12 protein-coding genes are annotated in these 17552 nt (G+C 49.4%); 6 read left to right on the top strand and 6 right to left on the bottom strand.

The annotated features are described in order from the left end of the window. Positions 1-2: 2 nt before the first annotated feature. Entirely contained in the window at positions 3-1766 is a 1764-nt protein-coding gene (locus tag FWE06_05445; protein ID MCL2546625.1) for an S-layer homology domain-containing protein, read from the bottom strand. Between the two features lie 220 nt (positions 1767-1986). Between FWE06_05445 and FWE06_05440 the strand changes: the two genes are divergently transcribed. The 3 genes from FWE06_05440 to FWE06_05430 all read left to right on the top strand — a co-directional run bounded on the left by FWE06_05440 (position 1987) and on the right by FWE06_05430 (position 5769). Beyond that, on the top strand, positions 1987-4368 hold the full coding sequence (locus FWE06_05440; GenBank protein MCL2546624.1) for an HAD-IC family P-type ATPase: 2382 nt from the start codon (positions 1987-1989) through the stop codon (positions 4366-4368). Positions 4369-4370: 2 nt separating this feature from the next. Further along, entirely contained in the window at positions 4371-5222 is an 852-nt protein-coding gene (rsmI, locus tag FWE06_05435) for a 16S rRNA (cytidine(1402)-2'-O)-methyltransferase (protein MCL2546623.1), read from the top strand. A gap of 121 nt (positions 5223-5343) precedes the next feature. Beyond that, positions 5344-5769 carry a GNAT family N-acetyltransferase gene (locus tag FWE06_05430; protein MCL2546622.1) on the top strand — a complete coding sequence of 142 codons (426 nt, stop codon included), beginning with the start codon at positions 5344-5346 and terminating at the stop codon, positions 5767-5769. An 85-nt stretch (positions 5770-5854) separates the two neighbouring features. On the opposite strand, the gene rpoC is transcribed toward FWE06_05430, so the two are convergent. From rpoC to FWE06_05405, 5 genes are all read right to left on the bottom strand, one after another. Then, positions 5855-9403, bottom strand: a complete 3549-nt coding sequence (gene rpoC, locus FWE06_05425; GenBank protein MCL2546621.1) for a DNA-directed RNA polymerase subunit beta' — start codon at positions 9401-9403, stop codon at positions 5855-5857. Next, the gene (rpoB, locus tag FWE06_05420; protein ID MCL2546620.1) at positions 9400-13119 is read right to left on the bottom strand and encodes a DNA-directed RNA polymerase subunit beta; all 3720 of its coding nucleotides are present in this window, start codon (positions 13117-13119) and stop codon (positions 9400-9402) included. The genes rpoC and rpoB overlap by 4 nt, the downstream gene beginning before the upstream one ends. Positions 13120-13411: 292 nt before the next feature. Beyond that, complete coding sequence (locus FWE06_05415; protein ID MCL2546619.1) at positions 13412-14020, bottom strand: DUF975 family protein; 609 nt, start codon at positions 14018-14020, stop codon at positions 13412-13414. A 75-nt stretch (positions 14021-14095) separates the two neighbouring features. Then, positions 14096-14686: a Holliday junction branch migration protein RuvA gene (gene ruvA, locus FWE06_05410; GenBank protein MCL2546618.1), complete on the bottom strand. Its 591-nt coding sequence runs from the start codon at positions 14684-14686 to the stop codon at positions 14096-14098. Between the two features lie 41 nt (positions 14687-14727). Next, positions 14728-15246, bottom strand: coding sequence for a hypothetical protein (locus FWE06_05405; protein ID MCL2546617.1), 519 nt, complete (start codon positions 15244-15246; stop codon positions 14728-14730). Between the two features lie 722 nt (positions 15247-15968). On the opposite strand from FWE06_05405, the gene FWE06_05400 reads away from it, so the two are divergent. The 3 genes from FWE06_05400 to FWE06_05390 are packed head-to-tail and all read left to right on the top strand — an operon-like array spanning position 15969 to position 17329. Then, the gene (locus FWE06_05400; protein ID MCL2546616.1) at positions 15969-16514 is read left to right on the top strand and encodes a biotin transporter BioY; all 546 of its coding nucleotides are present in this window, start codon (positions 15969-15971) and stop codon (positions 16512-16514) included. 18 nt (positions 16515-16532) lie between these two features. Next, positions 16533-16946: a DUF1284 domain-containing protein gene (locus FWE06_05395; GenBank protein ID MCL2546615.1), complete on the top strand. Its 414-nt coding sequence runs from the start codon at positions 16533-16535 to the stop codon at positions 16944-16946. Further along, a complete protein-coding gene (locus tag FWE06_05390) occupies positions 16943-17329 on the top strand; it encodes a DUF1284 domain-containing protein (GenBank protein MCL2546614.1) in 387 nt (128 codons plus the stop codon). The genes FWE06_05395 and FWE06_05390 overlap by 4 nt, the downstream gene beginning before the upstream one ends. Positions 17330-17552: the final 223 nt, after the last annotated feature.

Below are 17552 nucleotides of genomic sequence, written 5' to 3'. Positions count from 1 at the left end.
GATTATGCGCCTATGCGCAATTCGTTGACGGTTACTGAACCACCACCGACAACTTGAATCCAAAAGCCATACATGGGGTTAGCGGCAACTGGCGGAATTGAAATCGATCCGGTTTGGTTGCCATTTGTCAGAGCCACCCAAGTGAGTTCAAAGGTATAGTTGCCTTCTGAATCGACAGCGTGAATGCGCACATATTCGCCTACTGCGATATCCATGTCAAAGTGCAGGGCATGACCGCTTTGTACAATAACAGGTGCGGGGAATAGCATTGTTGCGCTGGGCCAGCCTGCCGGCGAGGTGATAACAAGCGGATTGCCGGCGCCACCGGTTGTGTTTACGCTACCGCCGCCGGCAGAATTATTGCCCCACGCACTGGCGGGAAGGCTAAGGATATCAAACGGGCTGGGTATTGGGTCGCCCGGGCCGAATGGGCTATCAGGCCACTCTGTGTCCATCATGCGAACCATACCGGCAATCAATTGCTGGGTTGCAAAGCCGAGAGCGGGGCTGAATAAGTAGTTTGTCCACCAACCGTCGCCGTCAGGAATGAGGTTGATGCCACTGGTTGTGTTACCCATAATTTCGAAGTAGTACATAAAGGCAACCGAGTCAAACGCCCAACTGGGAATGCCACCAACTGCCGCAGAGGGCCCCCAGTCGGCAAAGACATCGCCCAATCTTGGATAGTTTGCGGTGTCGACACCTAAGGCTTCCATCATACGGGTCAAGCCAACGGCTGCTTCGGCGCGGGTCAGTGAAAAATCAGGGCCAAAGCCAAAGACGCCGCCAAATTCACCGCCACGGATGACGCCCATGGTCGCCATGGCCACGATTTGCTCGTATACCGGGTGGCTGTCGTCTACATCAGGGAAAGCAGTGGGGAACGGATCATTTCCGTCAACGGCCAGCCATGCATCTACAACTTCATCAAGGTCTGCCGATTCGGTATAGGCTACCATAAAGTCTGCCAACAGTTGAGCAATATACCAACGCGGTGCGTCAGGACGGAAGCCAATACCTGAGGGCAAGTACTCTCCGACAATGCCCATTTCAAGTGCATCACGCATATAAGGGAGTGCCCAAGAGTTCGGAGTATCAACGTCTGAGATAGGGAGTGGGCGTGTGTCCGCGGGACGATAGTCGACCAAGCGGAAGTCGCGGATGGTTACGTTGCCGAGAACGGCGTGGATACGGAGGCCTGCAAAGATGAATTCTTCAGCTACGAACGGCGTGTCTATAAGTATAAAACCGCCATCGCCGTCGTCTTCAATAAAGTAACGGCCTGCTAAGACATCAGCTAGATTAAGCGAGCCGCTGTAACTGCCGGCAACGATGTCGCCAACATTGGTTCTCAGCGCGTCGTCCGGCTGGAATACACGATTGATTGTGACGGCGTTTAAGTCGCCAACTTCAATGTTAAACAGTGAGAATGCCGATTCGACAGCTACGGAGATGTCGAAATAGAGCGTGAAATGCTGCCATTCGGCTTGGGGAATGGTGATCGCTTGTGCCAACCCAAGGGTTGTGCTCGGCCAACCGCCGCCGACATTCGGAAGTGTCAGTACGCCGTCGGCAATCACTGGAGTACCGACAACGCCACCACCGGCAGGCGGGCTGGCGACCCAGTCTGTGACGGGAATGTTCATAACATCGAATACAACAATGCCTTCTGTGCTGGACGTTGCAGCGGGTGCGGCAGCCAAACCGACGGTACTCATCAGCAAAGCGAGAACAATAGTGACTGCCAAAATGCGTTTTGTTTTCATTGGGAACCTCCTAAAATTTTTCTTTATTTCGCGTGTGTTGTGCTAAGTATAACAGATACAATGGCATTTTGCAAGTGTTTTTTTATTCATGTTTTGCGCACTCTGTCAAGGCGGCATTAATTTCTGTGTTCTGACTTGTTTTGCGAGAAGAATTATGATATACTAAGAAAAAATAATAAAATTTTTTACATTAATTTAAGTTAAGTAATGAGGTGCTCTCTTGAATCAACTGCAACCAAATCAAATGACGGGTCTTACAGCGGCGGAGGTCGCACAACGCCACGCTAAGGGGCTGTACAACGCCGCGCCAGAGGGTGTTACGCCGACCATAGGCAAAATTGTCGCTAAGAATACGCTCACACTTTTTAATCTTATTTATGTGGCACTCTTTGTTTTGATTCTGGTTGCTGGTGGAGAGATACAGAGTGTGCTGTTTATCGGCGTCGCGTTGTCCAACACAGCCATGGGTATTTTTCAGGAATGGCGGTCAAAAGTGACATTGGATAGGCTGTCAATTCTCGCTGCGTCAAAGACGAAAGTTTTGCGTGACGGGCAGTCGCAAGAGATACACCAACAGGATGTTGTGATGGATGACATCGTTATCTTAGCGGCTGGTGAACAAATTTGCGCCGATGCAGAGGTGGTATATACCGACAGTCTAGAAGTCAACGAGGCTTTGCTGACAGGTGAGCAAGATACTATTCATAAGACAGTCGGCGATTCGGTAATGAGCGGCAGCTTTGTTGTTGCAGGCAACGCCTATGTTCGGGTAACAGCGGTTGGTGCGGGCAATTTTGCTAACTCGCTGACAATGGAGGCCAAGAAGTTTAAGAAGAAAACCACGCCGTTGATGCGCACTCTAAATGGCATTATCCGTGTAACCACCATTGTTATCGTGCCGCTGGGGTTGCTGTTGTTTCACAATGCCTATCAGCGGCCGGGTGCCACTTTTCAAAGCTCAATTTTGGGCACGTCGACGCTTGTGCTGGGCATGATTCCGGCCGGACTGATATTGTTGACCGGCGTGACGTTGGCGCTCGGTGCTATAAAATTAGCGCGGCATAAGGCATTGGTGCAGTCACTGCCAAGTATTGAAACGCTGGCACGGGTCGATGTGTTGTGTTTGGATAAAACCGGTACGATTACTGACGGTACGCTGAGTTTCAGAAAATTCGTACTGCGCGAGGGGTATAGTACGGAAAAAGCAGGGCAGGTATTGGGCGAGATTATGACAGCTTTGCCTGACGAAAATGCCACAGCAGAAGCCATTCGCGGCACATTTCCCAACGGCGGAAGATGGCGGGCGGCGGGACTTGTGCCGTTTTCCTCGGCACGGAAGTGGAGCGGCGTAACATTCCAAGGGCAGGGGAGTTACATTATCGGTGCGCCGCAATTTGTATTTCCGGCGGGCAATCAACCCTTTTTCAAAACGGTAGACAAATATGCTGCTGAGGGCTATCGTGTGTTGTGTTTGGCACACAGTGCGGAACGTTTAGACGGGGACAGACTGCCACATGACTTGAAGTGCATAGGGCTGCTTATTTTTGGCGACAATATTCGTCCTGAGGCGTATGATACATTTCGTAGGTTTACCGAAGAGGGCGTGATGTTGAAAGTCATCAGCGGTGACGATCCTGTGACAGTCAGTACCATTGCGGCAAAGGCGGGCATTGACAATGCAAATCGCTATGTCGATATGAGCAAGCAGGGTGAAAATGCCGATTTTTATACGTTGGTGGAGAACTATACCGTATTCGGGCGCGTAACGCCGCATCAAAAACGTGAGTTAGTGCGGGCATTAAAGCGCCACGGGCATTCGACTTGTATGACGGGCGACGGCGTCAACGACGTGCTCGCTATGAAGGAGGCCGACTGCTCGGTCGCTATGGTCGAGGGTAGCCAAGCGGCGCGTAATGCGGCCGATTTTGTGCTGTTGAGTTCAAATTTTGCGGCCATGGTGCGTGTCATGAAAGAGGGGCGTCGCGTCATTAACAACATTGAAAACGTGGCGAGCATTTACCTTGTCAACACGATTTATTTTATGCTATTGGGGTTGATTTTCGCATTTGTACCGCTCGACCTGCCCATTGATGACACGGCGATGATGATGCCGGTCAGTGCCGCCGCCATTGCCGTGCCGACTTTCTTTTTGGCGATGCGTGCCAATTATAATAAGCCGCGCGGGCGTTTTTTGGCAAATGTGTTGGAAAACTCTGTGCCGGCCGCCATTGCTGTTGTAACGACAATTTTGCTCGTTATTTTAGCGGGCGCATTGTTCGATTTAGGTTCAGAAGAAGTGTCGACCATGAATGTCTTGCTCATTGGCACTATCAACTTCACTGTGTTGGCGCGAGTTGCGCGGCCGTTTAATCGATTTATTATCGCGCTGTACGCAGGGTGTATCGCGATGTTCCTCATTATGTTCATTGGCGGTGGCGATTTCTTGCGACTTGAACCGTTGTGGTCGCGTAACGCTTTCTTCTATTTGCCACTGATGCACTTAGGAGTGAGCATGTTTATCTACTTGAACCGCTTTGTTCGTATGCTGACCAAAAAATGGGAAAAGCGCAGGCAGGCCAATGCTGTATATGTTGATGCGTAGTGATGGCCGGTAAACTATACGTTGTTGCCACGCCGATTGGCAATTTGACGGAGTTGTCGCCGCGTGCCGTTGAGATATTGCAGTCGGTTGAGCGCATTGCTTGTGAGGATACGCGCACGTCGTCGGTGTTGTTGCGGCGATTTGGCATTGACACGCCGTTAATGGCCTGTCATAAATTTAATGAGGAAGCAGTGACGGCGCAGTTTATTGATATCATGCTGGGCGGACATGATGTTGCGCTGATTAGTGATGCGGGTACGCCGAGCGTCAGCGACCCGGGCGCGTTTTTAGTTGCGGCGGCTGTGGATGCCGGCATTGAGGTGCTGCCTGTTACGGGTTCGTGCGCGTTGATTGCGGCGTTGTCTGTTTCGGGGTTTAGTGGGTTGTCATTTGGGTTTTATGGTTTTTTGCCCAAGGAGAAGAAGAAAATTGCCGAGTTGCTGACGCGTGCCGACGGCGACTCTATGCCAATTGCTGTATTTTATTTGTCGCCGCATCGGCTGCGTGAGACATTGGAACTGGTTGCGGCGCACTGGGATGATGCGGCGTTATGCTTGTGCAATGACTTAACAAAATTGCATGAGCGCATGTATCGTGGCAGTCCGCAGATTGTTATGCAGGCGATTGAGCAAAATGCTAAGGCTGGCCGCGGGGAGTATGTGCTGGTTGTGCAAAAGCCGCCGCGGCAAGAAGAGCGTGACGAAATGCCGCTGTCTTACGAGGCGCGGTTGGTAGACGATATTGTGCGGCATGGCGGTACATTGAAGGATGCTGTGGCGCGGTTGAGTAAAGAGGGGTTGGCGCGGAATGGGCTGTATGATGCGAGCTTGAGGGTGAAGGGGTTGTCTGGGTGATGTAGAAAGTTTTATATATTTTTATTGCGCACGGCGTGGGAAAACACCCATCCCTGTGGGGACCCTCTCTTGACGAAAGAGGGTAGGGAATTTATGTCAGGAACATGAGGAGCTATGTACGATGGATATACGAATAAAGAAAGCAGAATTGTCGGACGCTCCTGCTCTATATAGGCTCAACGCTGTTTTTAATGGCAATTGTACAACTGAGGAATTGATTATTGATTCCTTGCAGAATAATACGCGCGAAATAGTAATGATTGCATATGCGAATGGCGCACCTGCCGGCTTTATATGCGGAGAAATATGCCGCTCGATGTGCTATAAAACGCCACATGGTTCAGTGGGTGAATTGTTCGTAGATGATGAATATCGCAGGCAGGGTATTGCCGCTAAATTAATAAATGAAATAGAGACTGAGTTTAAAAAAATGGGCGTTATTATTGCAGATATAGCTACATCTGTTGATAATCGCTCGGCACAGGCGTTGTATAAGGTTTGTGGATATATAGGCAAAACTAAAATGATTTTTAGAAAAAATATTTAGTGCCATTATGTACTAATAAGCATGCTACGAAGTCGTCAAAAACAAAAGAGCTGTTGGGTTATCCCAACAGCTCTTTTTAGCAATTTCAATATCCGCCGTGAAGACTGTCGTACCCGCCTGAGTAGCTGATTTGCGGGTTATTATACGTGTCCATACCGCTGCCGGCGGGAATGAGTTTACCGATGATGATGTTTTCTTTCAAGCCCATGAGGTGATCGACCTTGCCTTTGATGGCGGCGTCGGTCAGCACGCGCGTCGTTTCCTGGAACGACGCGGCAGACAAGAATGACTCGGTTGCTAAGCTGGCCTTAGTAATGCCCAGCATAATTGGCTCAAAGGTAGCTTCGCTGAGATTTTCTTCGCCGCGGCCCATGCGGTCAAGCACTTGCTGGTTGGCGTCACGGAATTCGATGACATCAACCATTGCGCCTGCCAATAGATGCGTATCGCCTGGATGGTCAACGCGCACTTTGCGCATCATTTGGCGCACGATAACTTCAATATGCTTGTCGTTGATGTCAACGGCATGGTTGCGGTAGACGCGCTGCACCTCTTGAATGAGATAGTTTTGTGCCGCCTCAACACCAAGAATATCAAGCACTTCGTGCGGATTGAGCGCGCCGTCAGTCAATCGTTCACCGGCTGTGACTTGGCTGCCCTCTTTAACACGGAAACGGTGATTTGATGGGATTTGATAGCTGGCACTGTCACCCGTCTCTTTGTTGGTGATAGTGACAACTTTGACTGTGCCACGCTTGATATCTTCAAAGCTGACCGTACCTGTAACGGCACTCAATGTCGCTGAGTGCTTGGGCTTACGCGCCTCAAACAGTTCCTCAATTCGCGGCAAACCTTGCGTGATATCGACACCGGCAACGCCACCGCTGTGGAACGTCCGCATCGTCAACTGTGTGCCTGGTTCACCAATCGACTGTGCCGCAATGATACCCACAGCTTCACCGACATTGATTTCTTCGTTGGTCGCCAAGTTGGCACCGTAGCAACGAGCGCATACGCCATGTCGCGCGTGACAACCCAACGGACTACGCAAACGCACGCTTTCGACACCTTTAGCAACCAGCCGCTGCGCGACCTCGCTGGTAATCAGCGAGCCAGCTTTTAAGACAACCTTACCTTTGGCATCCAACACATCGTCCATAGTGTAACGACTTTCGAGCCTGTCGCCCAACGGTACGATGACTTGACCGTCGATGCTGATTTCGCGCAACGTAATGCCCTGCTCTGTGCCGCAGTCTTTTTCACGGATAATCACGTCCTGGCTGACGTCAACCAAACGGCGTGTCAAGTAACCCGAGTCGGCGGTACGTAATGCTGTATCAGCCAAACCTTTACGTGAACCACGCGATGAGATGAAGTATTCCAGCACGGACAAGCCTTCGCGGAAATTTGACTTAATTGGCACCTCGATGGTGCGGCCTGCTGCGTTAGCCATCAAGCCGCGCATACCGGCAAGCTGACGCATTTGTGTCATGCTGCCGCGAGCACCCGAGTCGGCCATCATCTTAATAGGATTGAGGTCAGATAGATTGGCTTGCAACGCTTTGGTTACATCACTGGTTGTTTTTTCCCACTCTTGTACAACCAAGCGATAACGCTCATCGTTGGTAATCAAGCCTTGGCGGTACATATCATCAATACTCACAGCTTTTGCCTCACTCTTGGCAATCAACTCTTTTTTCTCAGCCGGCACAACCATATCGCTAATTGAAATGGTCATGGCGCCGCGGGTTGAGTAGTGGAAACCCAGTGTCTTAATGTTGTCGAGCAGAATCGCACTTTCAGTAAAGCCTTTGCGGTGGATACAGCGCTCAATCAAGCGTGACAGTTCGTTGCTACCACAAGCATAGGTAACTTCAAGCTCTAACGCACGGTCGGGGTGTGTGCGGTCGATAAACCCCAAATCTTGCGGGATTGCCTCGTTGAAAATAAGGCGTCCAGCGGTACAATCGACCATACTTTGGATGGGCTGGCCGTTAAATTCGCCAGTACGGCGCACCTTGATGGGCGCATGGATACCGATAACACCAGCGTCATATGCCATCAATGCCTCATTGGGGCTGCCAAAGATTTTGCCCGCGCCGGTTGCGTTGGCATTCTCCATGGTCAGATAGTAAATGCCCAAGACCATATCTTCAGTCGGCAAAGTAACAGGACGGCCGTTTTTGGGGTGTAACAGATTATTGGCGCTCAACATCAAGAACCGTGCTTCGGCTTGTGCTTCAGCTGACAACGGCACATGGACAGGCATTTGGTCGCCGTCAAAGTCGGCGTTAAACGCTGTGCAGACCAACGGGTGCAATTTTAAGGCGCGGCCTTCGACCAGTACCGGTTCAAAGGCTTGTATGCCCAAGCGGTGCAAGGTCGGTGCGCGGTTGAGCAGCACCGGATGTTCTTTGATGATTTCTTCTAACGCGTCATAGACCTCAACGCGCGAGCGTTCGACCATTTTTTTTGCACTTTTGATGTTGTTTGCCAATCCGAGCCCGACAAGGCGCTTCATAACAAATGGTTTGAACAACTCTAAGGCCATCTCTTTAGGCAGGCCGCATTGGTAGAGTTTCAGCTCAGGGCCGACAACGATAACCGAGCGCCCTGAGTAGTCAACCCGTTTACCCAGCAGATTTTGACGGAAACGACCTTGCTTGCCTTTGAGTAGATCGGAGAGTGATTTGAGTGCGCGGTTGGAAGGGCCTGTGACAGGGCGGCCGCGGCGGCCGTTGTCAATCAACGCGTCAACGGCCTCTTGCAACATACGCTTTTCGTTGCGTACAATAATATCCGGCGCGCCCAATTGCAGCAAGCGCTTTAAGCGATTGTTGCGATTGATGACGCGGCGGTATAAGTCGTTGAGGTCACTAGTGGCAAAGCGTCCGCCGTCAAGCTGCACCATGGGGCGCAATTCCGGCGGCATGACAGGCATATGCCGGACAATCATCCACTCCGGACGGTTACCTGACAAGCGGAAAGCTTCGACAGTTTCCAAGCGTTTGAGGATACGCAGCTTCTTTTGTGCCGATGCGTCTTTCAACTCTTCGCGCAGTTGTATTGACAATGTGTCTAAGTCGATTTCGGCCAACAATTTTTCAAGCGCCTCAGCACCCATTTCGGCAGTGAAGGCATCTTCATACTTTTCGCGCATATCGCGGTACTCGGCATCGGTTAAAATTTGTTTTTTGCTGAGCGGCACTTCACCCTCTTCAACGCGCGTGACGATATATGCCGCGAAGTACAGCACTTTTTCAAGCAGGCGTGGCGTCATGTCGAGCAACAGCCCCATGCGAGATGGAATGCCTTTGAAGTACCAAATATGCGAAACAGGTGCAGCCAATTCAATGTGCCCCATACGGTCGCGGCGCACATCTTTTTTAGTGACTTCCACACCGCAGCGGTCGCAAACTTTGCCTTTGTAACGAATTTTTTTATATTTACCACAGTGACATTCCCAGTCCTTAGTCGGGCCAAAAATGCGTTCGCAGAACAGACCTTCACGCTCGGGTTTGAGCGTGCGGTAGTTGATGGTTTCGGGTTTCTTTACCTCACCATAGGAACGTTCAAGAATTAAATCAGGAGATGAGAGACGAATCTCTATGGCTTCAAATGGTGCGTGATTCATGCGTGCTCCTCACTTTCAACAGTATCATCAAGGGTATCGTCATCGTCGTCGACAGAGAGTTCATCATCGTTTGAGTCGCCGGAAAGATCAAAATCGGCACCTGTGTCATTGATGGAATAACCGCTTTGCTCAAGTTCTTCCTCAGCGGCGTAGTTGGGTTCGACGTCCAAGTCGGCGGCGGCGTAATCAGGTTCCTCGGCGTGGAAGTCGATCTCTTCACCGTCTTTGTCTAAGATACGGATGTTTAGACATAGCGATTGCAACTCTTTAATCAGCACCTTAAATGATTCCGGCACGCCCGGCGCAGGTACGTTCTTGCCTTTGACAATGGCCTCATAGGTTTTGACACGTCCAACGATATCGTCACTTTTGACGGTGAGCAGTTCTTGCAGGGTATGTGCCGCACCGTAGGCTTCGAGTGCCCACACTTCCATCTCGCCAAAACGCTGACCGCCAAACTGTGCTTTGCCACCCAATGGCTGCTGCGTAACCAGCGAGTACGGGCCGGTCGAACGGGCGTGAATTTTATCATCAACTAAGTGAGCCAATTTTAAGAAGTAGGTGTAGCCAACAGTAACGGGATTGTCAAATGCCTCGCCTGTGCGCCCGTCATAGAGAACGCTCTTGCCATCAGGAGACAGACCTGCCAGCTCCAAAGTTTTCTCGATGTCGTCTTCGTTCGCGCCGTCGAAAATCGGTGTGGCGCATTTCCAGCCAAGCTTGTGCGCGGCGTAACCCAAGTGCGTTTCCAGCACCTGCCCAATGTTCATACGCGACGGCACGCCCAGTGGGTTTAACACGATGTCGAGTGGCGTTCCGTCAGGTAAGAAAGGCATGTCTTCCTGTGGCAAAATGCGCGAGATAACGCCTTTGTTTCCGTGGCGCCCCGCCATTTTGTCGCCTACGCTGATTTTACGTTTTTGCGAGATGTAGCAACGCACGAGCATGTTGACGCCCGGCGGCAGTTCGTCATTGTTTTCGCGTGTAAAGACTTTGACGTCTACGACAATACCACTTTCACCGTGCGGCACGCGCAACGACGTATCGCGTACTTCGCGCGCTTTTTCGCCAAAAATGGCACGGAGCAAACGCTCTTCTGCCGTCAAGTCGGTTTCGCCCTTAGGCGTGACTTTGCCGACCAAGATGTCGCCGCTGCGCACTTCAGCACCGATACGAATGACACCGCGTTCGTCCAAATCTTTCAGCGCGTCTTCGCCCACGTTGGGAATGTCGCGTGTGATTTCTTCGCTGCCTAGCTTGGTGTCACGGGCTTCGCTTTCGTATTCTTCAATGTGAATAGAGGTAAACACATCGTCGCGCACAAGGCGTTCGTTGATGAGAATGGCATCGGAGTAGTTGTAGCCTTCCCACGTCATAAAGCCAATCAATACATTGCGCCCCAATGAGATTTCGCCTTCACATGTGCTTGGGCCGTCGGCGAGCACATCGCCCTTTTTAACCATTTCGCCAACATTAACCAACGGGCGTTGATTTATACAAGTACCTTGGTTGCTGCGCACGAACTTGACTAGTTTATGATCAACAACATCGCCGCCTTTATATTTCATCGTAATGCAATTGGCTGTGACGTTTGACACTTTGCCGTCCTCTTGCGCCAAAACCACTACGCCGGAGTCACAAGCTGCTTTATGCTCGATCCCCGTTGCCACAATGGGGGCTTCGGGTACGAGCAGCGGTACGGCTTGGCGTTGCATGTTCGCGCCCATCAAGGCGCGCTTGGCGTCATCATTTTCTAAGAAAGGCACCATTGATGTCGCTACGCTGACCATCATTTTGCTTGATACGTCGATGTAGTCGATGCGATCGCACTCAACTTCGACAATCTCATTGCGGTGTCGCCCGATGACTCGCCGGTTAGCAAATGTACCGTCTTTGTTAAACGGTTCGTTGGCTTGCGCAATGATAAACTCATCCTCAACATCGGCGGTCATGTAGACCACTTCGTCAGTAAGTTTCCGTGTTTTGCGATCGATTTGGCGATACGGAGTTTCAATAAAACCGTATTCGTTGATGCGTGCATAGGTGGATAGATAGGCAATCAAGCCGATGTTCGGACCCTCGGGTGTTTCGATGGGACAAACACGACCGTAGTGACTGTAATGCACGTCTCGCACTTCGAAGTTGGCACGTTCACGTGATAGGCCGCCTGGACCGAGTGCCGATACACGCCGCTTATGCGTTAGCTCTGCCAGCGGGTTTGGCTGATCCATAAACTGCGACAGGGGGGAACTGCCAAAGAATTCTTTAATAGCAGCTGTGACAGGCCGAATATTGACCAGTGATTGCGGCGTAACAATCTCAAGATCTTGGATGGTCATGCGCTCGCGAATAACGCGTTCCATACGGGTGAAGCCGATGCGGAATTGATTTTGCATTAATTCGCCCACGCTACGTAAGCGGCGGTTGCCTAAATGGTCAATGTCGTCCTCAATGCCGATGCCATGAGCAAGGCAGTTGAGGTAGTTAACGGTAGCAAAAATATCTTGCGGCAGAATGTGTTTGGGCATCAAGTCATTGATGCGGTCAGCAATCAATTCTTTAATGTTCTCGCCTTTTTCTTTGGCCTCGGCAAGAATTTCTTGCAATACAGAAAAAGTGACTTTTTCGCGAATGTTCAGCGCAGTGCGAGCATCAAAGTCAACAAAATTATTGATGTCAACCATGCCATTACTCAACACTTTGACCAATTGCCCGTCAACAGTCAGCGTCACGGCATTGACGCCGCGCGCTTCGAGTGCTTGCGCTTGCTCGCGAGTTAACGTGTCGCCCTCATCATGCAGAATTTCACCTGTCAATGGGTCAGCAACAGGCAATGCCAAGGTCTGACCTGTTAAGCGTTGCACAATGGAGAGTTTTTTATTGAACTTATAGCGCCCGACTTGTGATAAGTCATAACGCCGCGCGTCAAAGAACAGACTTTTCAACAACGCCTGTGCGCTTTCGACCGTAGGCGGTTCGCCCGGACGTACACGGCGGTAAATTTCTTCCAGCGACTCTTTTTCGGTGTGTGCCGGGTCTTTTTCCAATGTTGCCATAATGCGCGTATCTTCGCCGAACATATCGATGATTTCGGCGTTGGTTTTTAGCCCAATGGCACGCAACAACGAAGTGACAGGTAGCTTACGGTTTTTGTCAATCCGTACGTTGAAGATATCGTTAATATCGGTCTCATACTCCAGCCATGCACCGCGATAGGGGATAACAGAAGCCGAGAACATACCCGCGCCGGCCTTGTTTTCGCCGTTGAAATAGGCACCCGGCGAACGCACAATTTGGCTGACGACAACACGCTCGGCACCATTGATGATGAACGTGCCGCTGTCAGTCATGAGCGGGAAGTCGCCCATAAAAATTTCCTGCTCTTTGATTTCCTCGGTGGCTTTGTTGCGCAAACGTACACGTACTTTAAGTGGTGCGGCGTAAGTCGCATCGCGCTCTTTGCATTCGTCAACAGGGTATTTGGGTTTGTTTTCCAGTCGATAATCGAGGAAGGTCAGTTCTAAGTTGCCCGTATAATCGGTGACGGTGGACAGGTCGCGGAAGACTTGCTGTAACCCCTCAGCCCAGAACCAATTGTAAGATTTCTTTTGAATTTCAATAAGGCTCGGCAATTCGAGGACTTCGTCGAGACGGGAGTAGCTCTTGCGAACCGTCCGGCCGTAACGGACATCTTTAGTGAGCGGTGCGTTTGCCATAGGGCGTTCTCCTTTGATTGTTTAGTAGTGAGTAGCCAGCAATGAAAAGCACGGGTCATACGCGATAATCATCCACTGGCTCGACACGCACGGCAGCGTGGAAACAAACTGCGTTTTGTGCTTGCTTTTTCTTGCTTGCCATGATACAATCGTTGCGGGTGAGTATTTGGCACTCTGTCCATGACAAGCATACTTTAACAGTATAACACGGGCTCGACGATGATGTCAAGCCCGTGTTTTGTGTTTTTGAATAATTTTAATAAGCTCGTGCCATGCGCCTCTCTGAACGTTTCTAGGCTTCTGCAACAATTTCTGTGGTGGGGGCAGGGGAAATTTCTGCATTACCGGATAGCTTTCTATAAGTGTTTGCATATGTTGCCTGCATATACGGACCAACGTAGATAAAGGCGATGCCAAACGTGACCACAGTCAGCAGTATCCATCCAATGAATGAGAGTGCAAGTACAAACAACTCGCCTTTGTGCCCCTGCGTGATTTCCTTACTCTTGTTTAAGGCTTCTCGTGCCGTCATATCTGGATTTTCTGCCAATATATATGGTGCCATAGAATAGGCAATTGCCTTGATAATGCCGGGAATAAAGAAGAGTAATGACCATAAGAAAACAAAGAATTGTGTGATGACTGACAACCAAAGTGCTTTGCCAAACAGGTTAAACCCTTTGAATATATCTCCGACTTCTGGAGCATCACCTTTTATCAACGCCAAGTAAATCATGATCATGCTGATAGAAAATGCTGGAGCGAGGATAAGGCCTGCGCCGAGAAGAGGTGTGGCAGCACTCGTGATTAGACCAATCAAGAACATGCATAGGAATAGAATTCCGATTTTCCCTTTGATTTGGGCTTTAGCCGCAGATTTTAGTTCAGGTCTGTTAAGCATGAGTATCCCTCCATATTAAAATGTATTTCCATGGTATGAACATTATATGGCATATTTATGTTGTTTGTCAAGCCTTTACACCAATTTCTTCAGTGCAGCACTCAATAGATGCTCTACTGAGTCTTCGGCATTCAAGCCTTTTACGGCCTGCCCGGCCTCGCTGGGCGTGTAGCCGAGCTGTTGTAACGCTGCCTGAGCTTGGCGCAAATTGCTCTGAACGCCTATGTCGATGGTGCTTGGCAAGGCAATGCCGCTATCTTGCGGCAGTTGTGCCAACTTGTCTTTTAACTCCAAGATAATGCGCTGTGCCATTTTTTTGCCGACGCCGGCGGCTTGCGTGAGCGCTTTATCGTCTTCTGTCGCAACGGCCAATGCCAACTGATCGGGGGTACAAATCGACAGAATGTTTAATGCCGATCGCGGCCCGACGCCGCTGACTGAAATTAGGCGCAGAAAACAAGCCTTTTCTTCCAACGAGAAAAAAGCGTAGATGTCTTGCGCGTCTTCCTTGACTTGTAAGTGCGTATACAGTTTGACAGGCGTTCCAATCGTTAATCGCGCAATAGTCGCCAGCGTTGTGTGACAAGCATAGCCAATCCCACCAACGTCCAACACAACAAGGTCTTGTTCATAATGCGCGACTGTGCCGTTTAAATAGTAATACATATAAATTCTCCGGTGTAGATTGCTTATTAGGTGCGCTGTATTTATGGTCGGGGTTTTGCGTTTGCCATTTTGCAAAATGACCACTTTGTAAGTGATGAAGCAAACACAGTATCACGCAAAGCCCAAAGATTATCAACTATCCGCACTTCTGCACCGCGATTAAACAGTTCTGCATAAAGATTTGTGTAGGTTACCATATCAATGGGGATTTCAGATTTTTGGCTGACATAAAACCCAGCAACTTCGTCAAAGTAGAAGTTTGTCGGGTCAAACTCATAAACATAGAGCGTTGCATTAAGTTGTCGTTCATGCCAATCGTTTTCTATGGCAACGATATGGCGCGCTCCCGATGTAAAAAATCTTTTCATGTCTTCCGGGGTAACATTATCACAATCTCGATAGCCAACACGAGGGCAATCACGCGGAAACAACCAGTTAGGCAACGCAGGTTCGGTTAGCGACCAAACTAACCCAATGTGCGGGTCGAGTTCTTCCCGCCGTGGAAGTCGTGGATGAAATATTTCAACATTTGGGTCTTCGCTAACATGGAATAATCTCATTCAATTATCCTGCACCTAATATAAACTTCACGCGCCGATGGGTGCGTGTGTGCGTAGAGTAGATAATGTTTCTACCCACGGCGTGAGTATACCATAAAACCACCCGGAAATCAAGCCTTTTCGATAGGCTGTGAAACACAGACCCATCTCTCGCCATGCCTACCGCTCCATGCCGATGTCGCGGGTTTTGGTGCGCTTTGATGTCGATATATTTCGCGTTGTAATGCTCCTTTCTTGGTGTAAACGCTATTTTTCATCTGTCTACTTGACAGGGGGCACTGCAATTTGTCCCGAAGTTAAGTCGCGCCCAAGGGCTTGTTTTGCGCGGCGGCGGGAGTAAGGTTTTGGAGTTTTTGCGATGATTGTAGATGTGGGGTTTGTGAGTTTTTCGTCCAAATTGGCAGTCAGAATGAACGCAATTTTGATTTAGTTTTGCGACCCGACTGTTGGCACAAAAACACAAAACCCACGGAATAGGATAATGCGCCGTTATCTTGTCCCGTGGGTGCGCCGGAGTTACAATGGGGGTGCAGCCACCTTTGAGTGTTAATAATCTCACTTATCACGGCGTGGCGTTCTTGCGGGGTTGGAGTATGCTATATGCTTATGCTGTGGGCGAATCCCTTCAAATCCTTATTGTCAACCTAAAAACATTTTGAGTTGACAATAAGGGCATCCTCTGTTATACTCTTTGCAAAAACAAAGTAGGAGGAACCTTTAATATGAATCAATCTAAAATGTCCATCCGTGATATGTGTGTCATCAGTGTTTTTGTCGCCTTGATTGTTGCCGTTTCTCAGCTTGCCGTCCCCTTGCCGGGTGGCGTGCCTATGACCTTGCAGACCTTCATCATTCCGTTTGTCGCCGCTGTATTGGGGGCGAAAAAAGGGGCAATTGCGGCTTTTGTATATGTGCTATTGGGAGCGGTGGGGCTTCCCGTGTTTGCAGGATTTCATGGTGGATTTCATTTCATCATAGGGCCTACCGGCGGGTATATTCTATCTTATCCTCTTATGGCATTTATTGTTGGTTTTTCCGCTGATAGGAAGAAACTCATTTGGCTGGCTCTCGGACTCATTTTGGGATCTCTTCTCAACCTCTCGATGGGAACAATCCAGTTTGCCCTTATCACAGGATCCAGTCTGCAATCGGCATTTTTCCTTGCCTTTACTCCGTTTATCTTGATTGAGCTACTCAAGATGGGTCTCGTTTTTGTGATTACTCCAATCATGAGAAAGGCATTGGAAAAATACTATATCGCAAACTGATAGCAAGGGGGAAAATCCATGTTACATACAAAGCAGCTATTCCTGCGCCCGCACCACACTTTATGTCTTTTGCTATTTAATCCAGCGGGACACAGTACACCGTACTCAAACATCATGCGTAGTTTGCTTTATGAGATTGCCGCTGATCCAACAAAAGCAATCACGATGACTTTTGCGCTTGATGTGATATGTACGCATTGTCCACATAATGAAATTGGCGTGTGCAGTAAAGAACATGAGGTAACAACATCTGACGAGAAAGTCCTTTCACTATGCGACCAAGTCACAGACGATCCTGCCCCTTGGAGCAGTTTACGAGACAAATTGTGTGACCAGATCCTGAATCCCCAAAAACTTGCAGATGTTTGTCATGGGTGTGTCTATTTAGAGCGTTGTGAACGAGTTGCGGCAAAGGGAGAAATGCACTTATGAAATTGCGTCCCCATCACTTGCTTTGCACACAGGGATTTAGTGGAAGTGGATACAGCGATACCTTTGTCGAGAATATGACCGCTATCGTAAACCTCTTGCGAAGTGATGCGAATGTAACAATTCAAATTGTATTCTCCACAGATGACATTTGCGAGGAGTGCCCGAAAAAACTTGGAGATGATTTATGCAGCTCCAACGAAAAAGTAACTTTTTTTGACCAAAAAGTGGTTGATTACTTTGGGGTTGAAGAAAGGCAGTATCAATACAAAAATATTATCTCAAAAATCAACGAACAGATGACAAGTGCCATAATGGATGATATTTGCGGCACTTGTGAATGGTATCCAACTAGTGCTTGCAAAAGCAACATCCTCGGTGAATAAGGGAACGAAACCCTGCGTTACCAAAATTGTGGCACAGGGTTTATAAACTACCGACCTTGCCGTGGATAAGGCGGCGACGGGGGGGATATCCAGACATAAATGCCGCGCCCCCTGTCAAGTAGACAAGCGAAAAGTAAAAATATGGGTGAGTGAAATGAGTTATCGCTACGCTGTCGTCAATTGGCGTCGCAATTCAAGCGGTGCAAGCCAGCCGAGCTTTTCT

The sequence above is a fragment of the Oscillospiraceae bacterium genome (genome assembly GCA_009780275.1).
Taxonomy (GTDB): domain Bacteria; phylum Bacillota; class Clostridia; order Oscillospirales; family UBA929; genus WRAI01.
Note: the sequence above shows the minus strand (reverse complement) of the source record. Positions and strands in the feature narration are given on the sequence as shown.

Bases quoted from the DNA above. Each gene is read 5' to 3' on its own strand.
- FWE06_05445 (MCL2546625.1), bottom strand. From the start codon at position 1,766: ATGAAAACAAAACGCATTTTGGCAGTCACTATTGTTCTCGCTTTGCTG.
- rsmI (MCL2546623.1), top strand. From the start codon at position 4,371: ATGGCCGGTAAACTATACGTTGTTGCCACGCCGATTGGCAATTTGACG.
- FWE06_05430 (MCL2546622.1), top strand. From the start codon at position 5,344: ATGGATATACGAATAAAGAAAGCAGAATTGTCGGACGCTCCTGCTCTA.
- rpoC (MCL2546621.1), bottom strand. From the start codon at position 9,403: ATGAATCACGCACCATTTGAAGCCATAGAGATTCGTCTCTCATCTCCT.
- rpoB (MCL2546620.1), bottom strand. From the start codon at position 13,119: ATGGCAAACGCACCGCTCACTAAAGATGTCCGTTACGGCCGGACGGTT.
- FWE06_05415 (MCL2546619.1), bottom strand. From the start codon at position 14,020: ATGCTTAACAGACCTGAACTAAAATCTGCGGCTAAAGCCCAAATCAAA.
- ruvA (MCL2546618.1), bottom strand. From the start codon at position 14,686: ATGTATTACTATTTAAACGGCACAGTCGCGCATTATGAACAAGACCTT.
- FWE06_05405 (MCL2546617.1), bottom strand. From the start codon at position 15,246: ATGAGATTATTCCATGTTAGCGAAGACCCAAATGTTGAAATATTTCAT.
- FWE06_05400 (MCL2546616.1), top strand. From the start codon at position 15,969: ATGAATCAATCTAAAATGTCCATCCGTGATATGTGTGTCATCAGTGTT.
- FWE06_05395 (MCL2546615.1), top strand. From the start codon at position 16,533: ATGTTACATACAAAGCAGCTATTCCTGCGCCCGCACCACACTTTATGT.
- FWE06_05390 (MCL2546614.1), top strand. From the start codon at position 16,943: ATGAAATTGCGTCCCCATCACTTGCTTTGCACACAGGGATTTAGTGGA.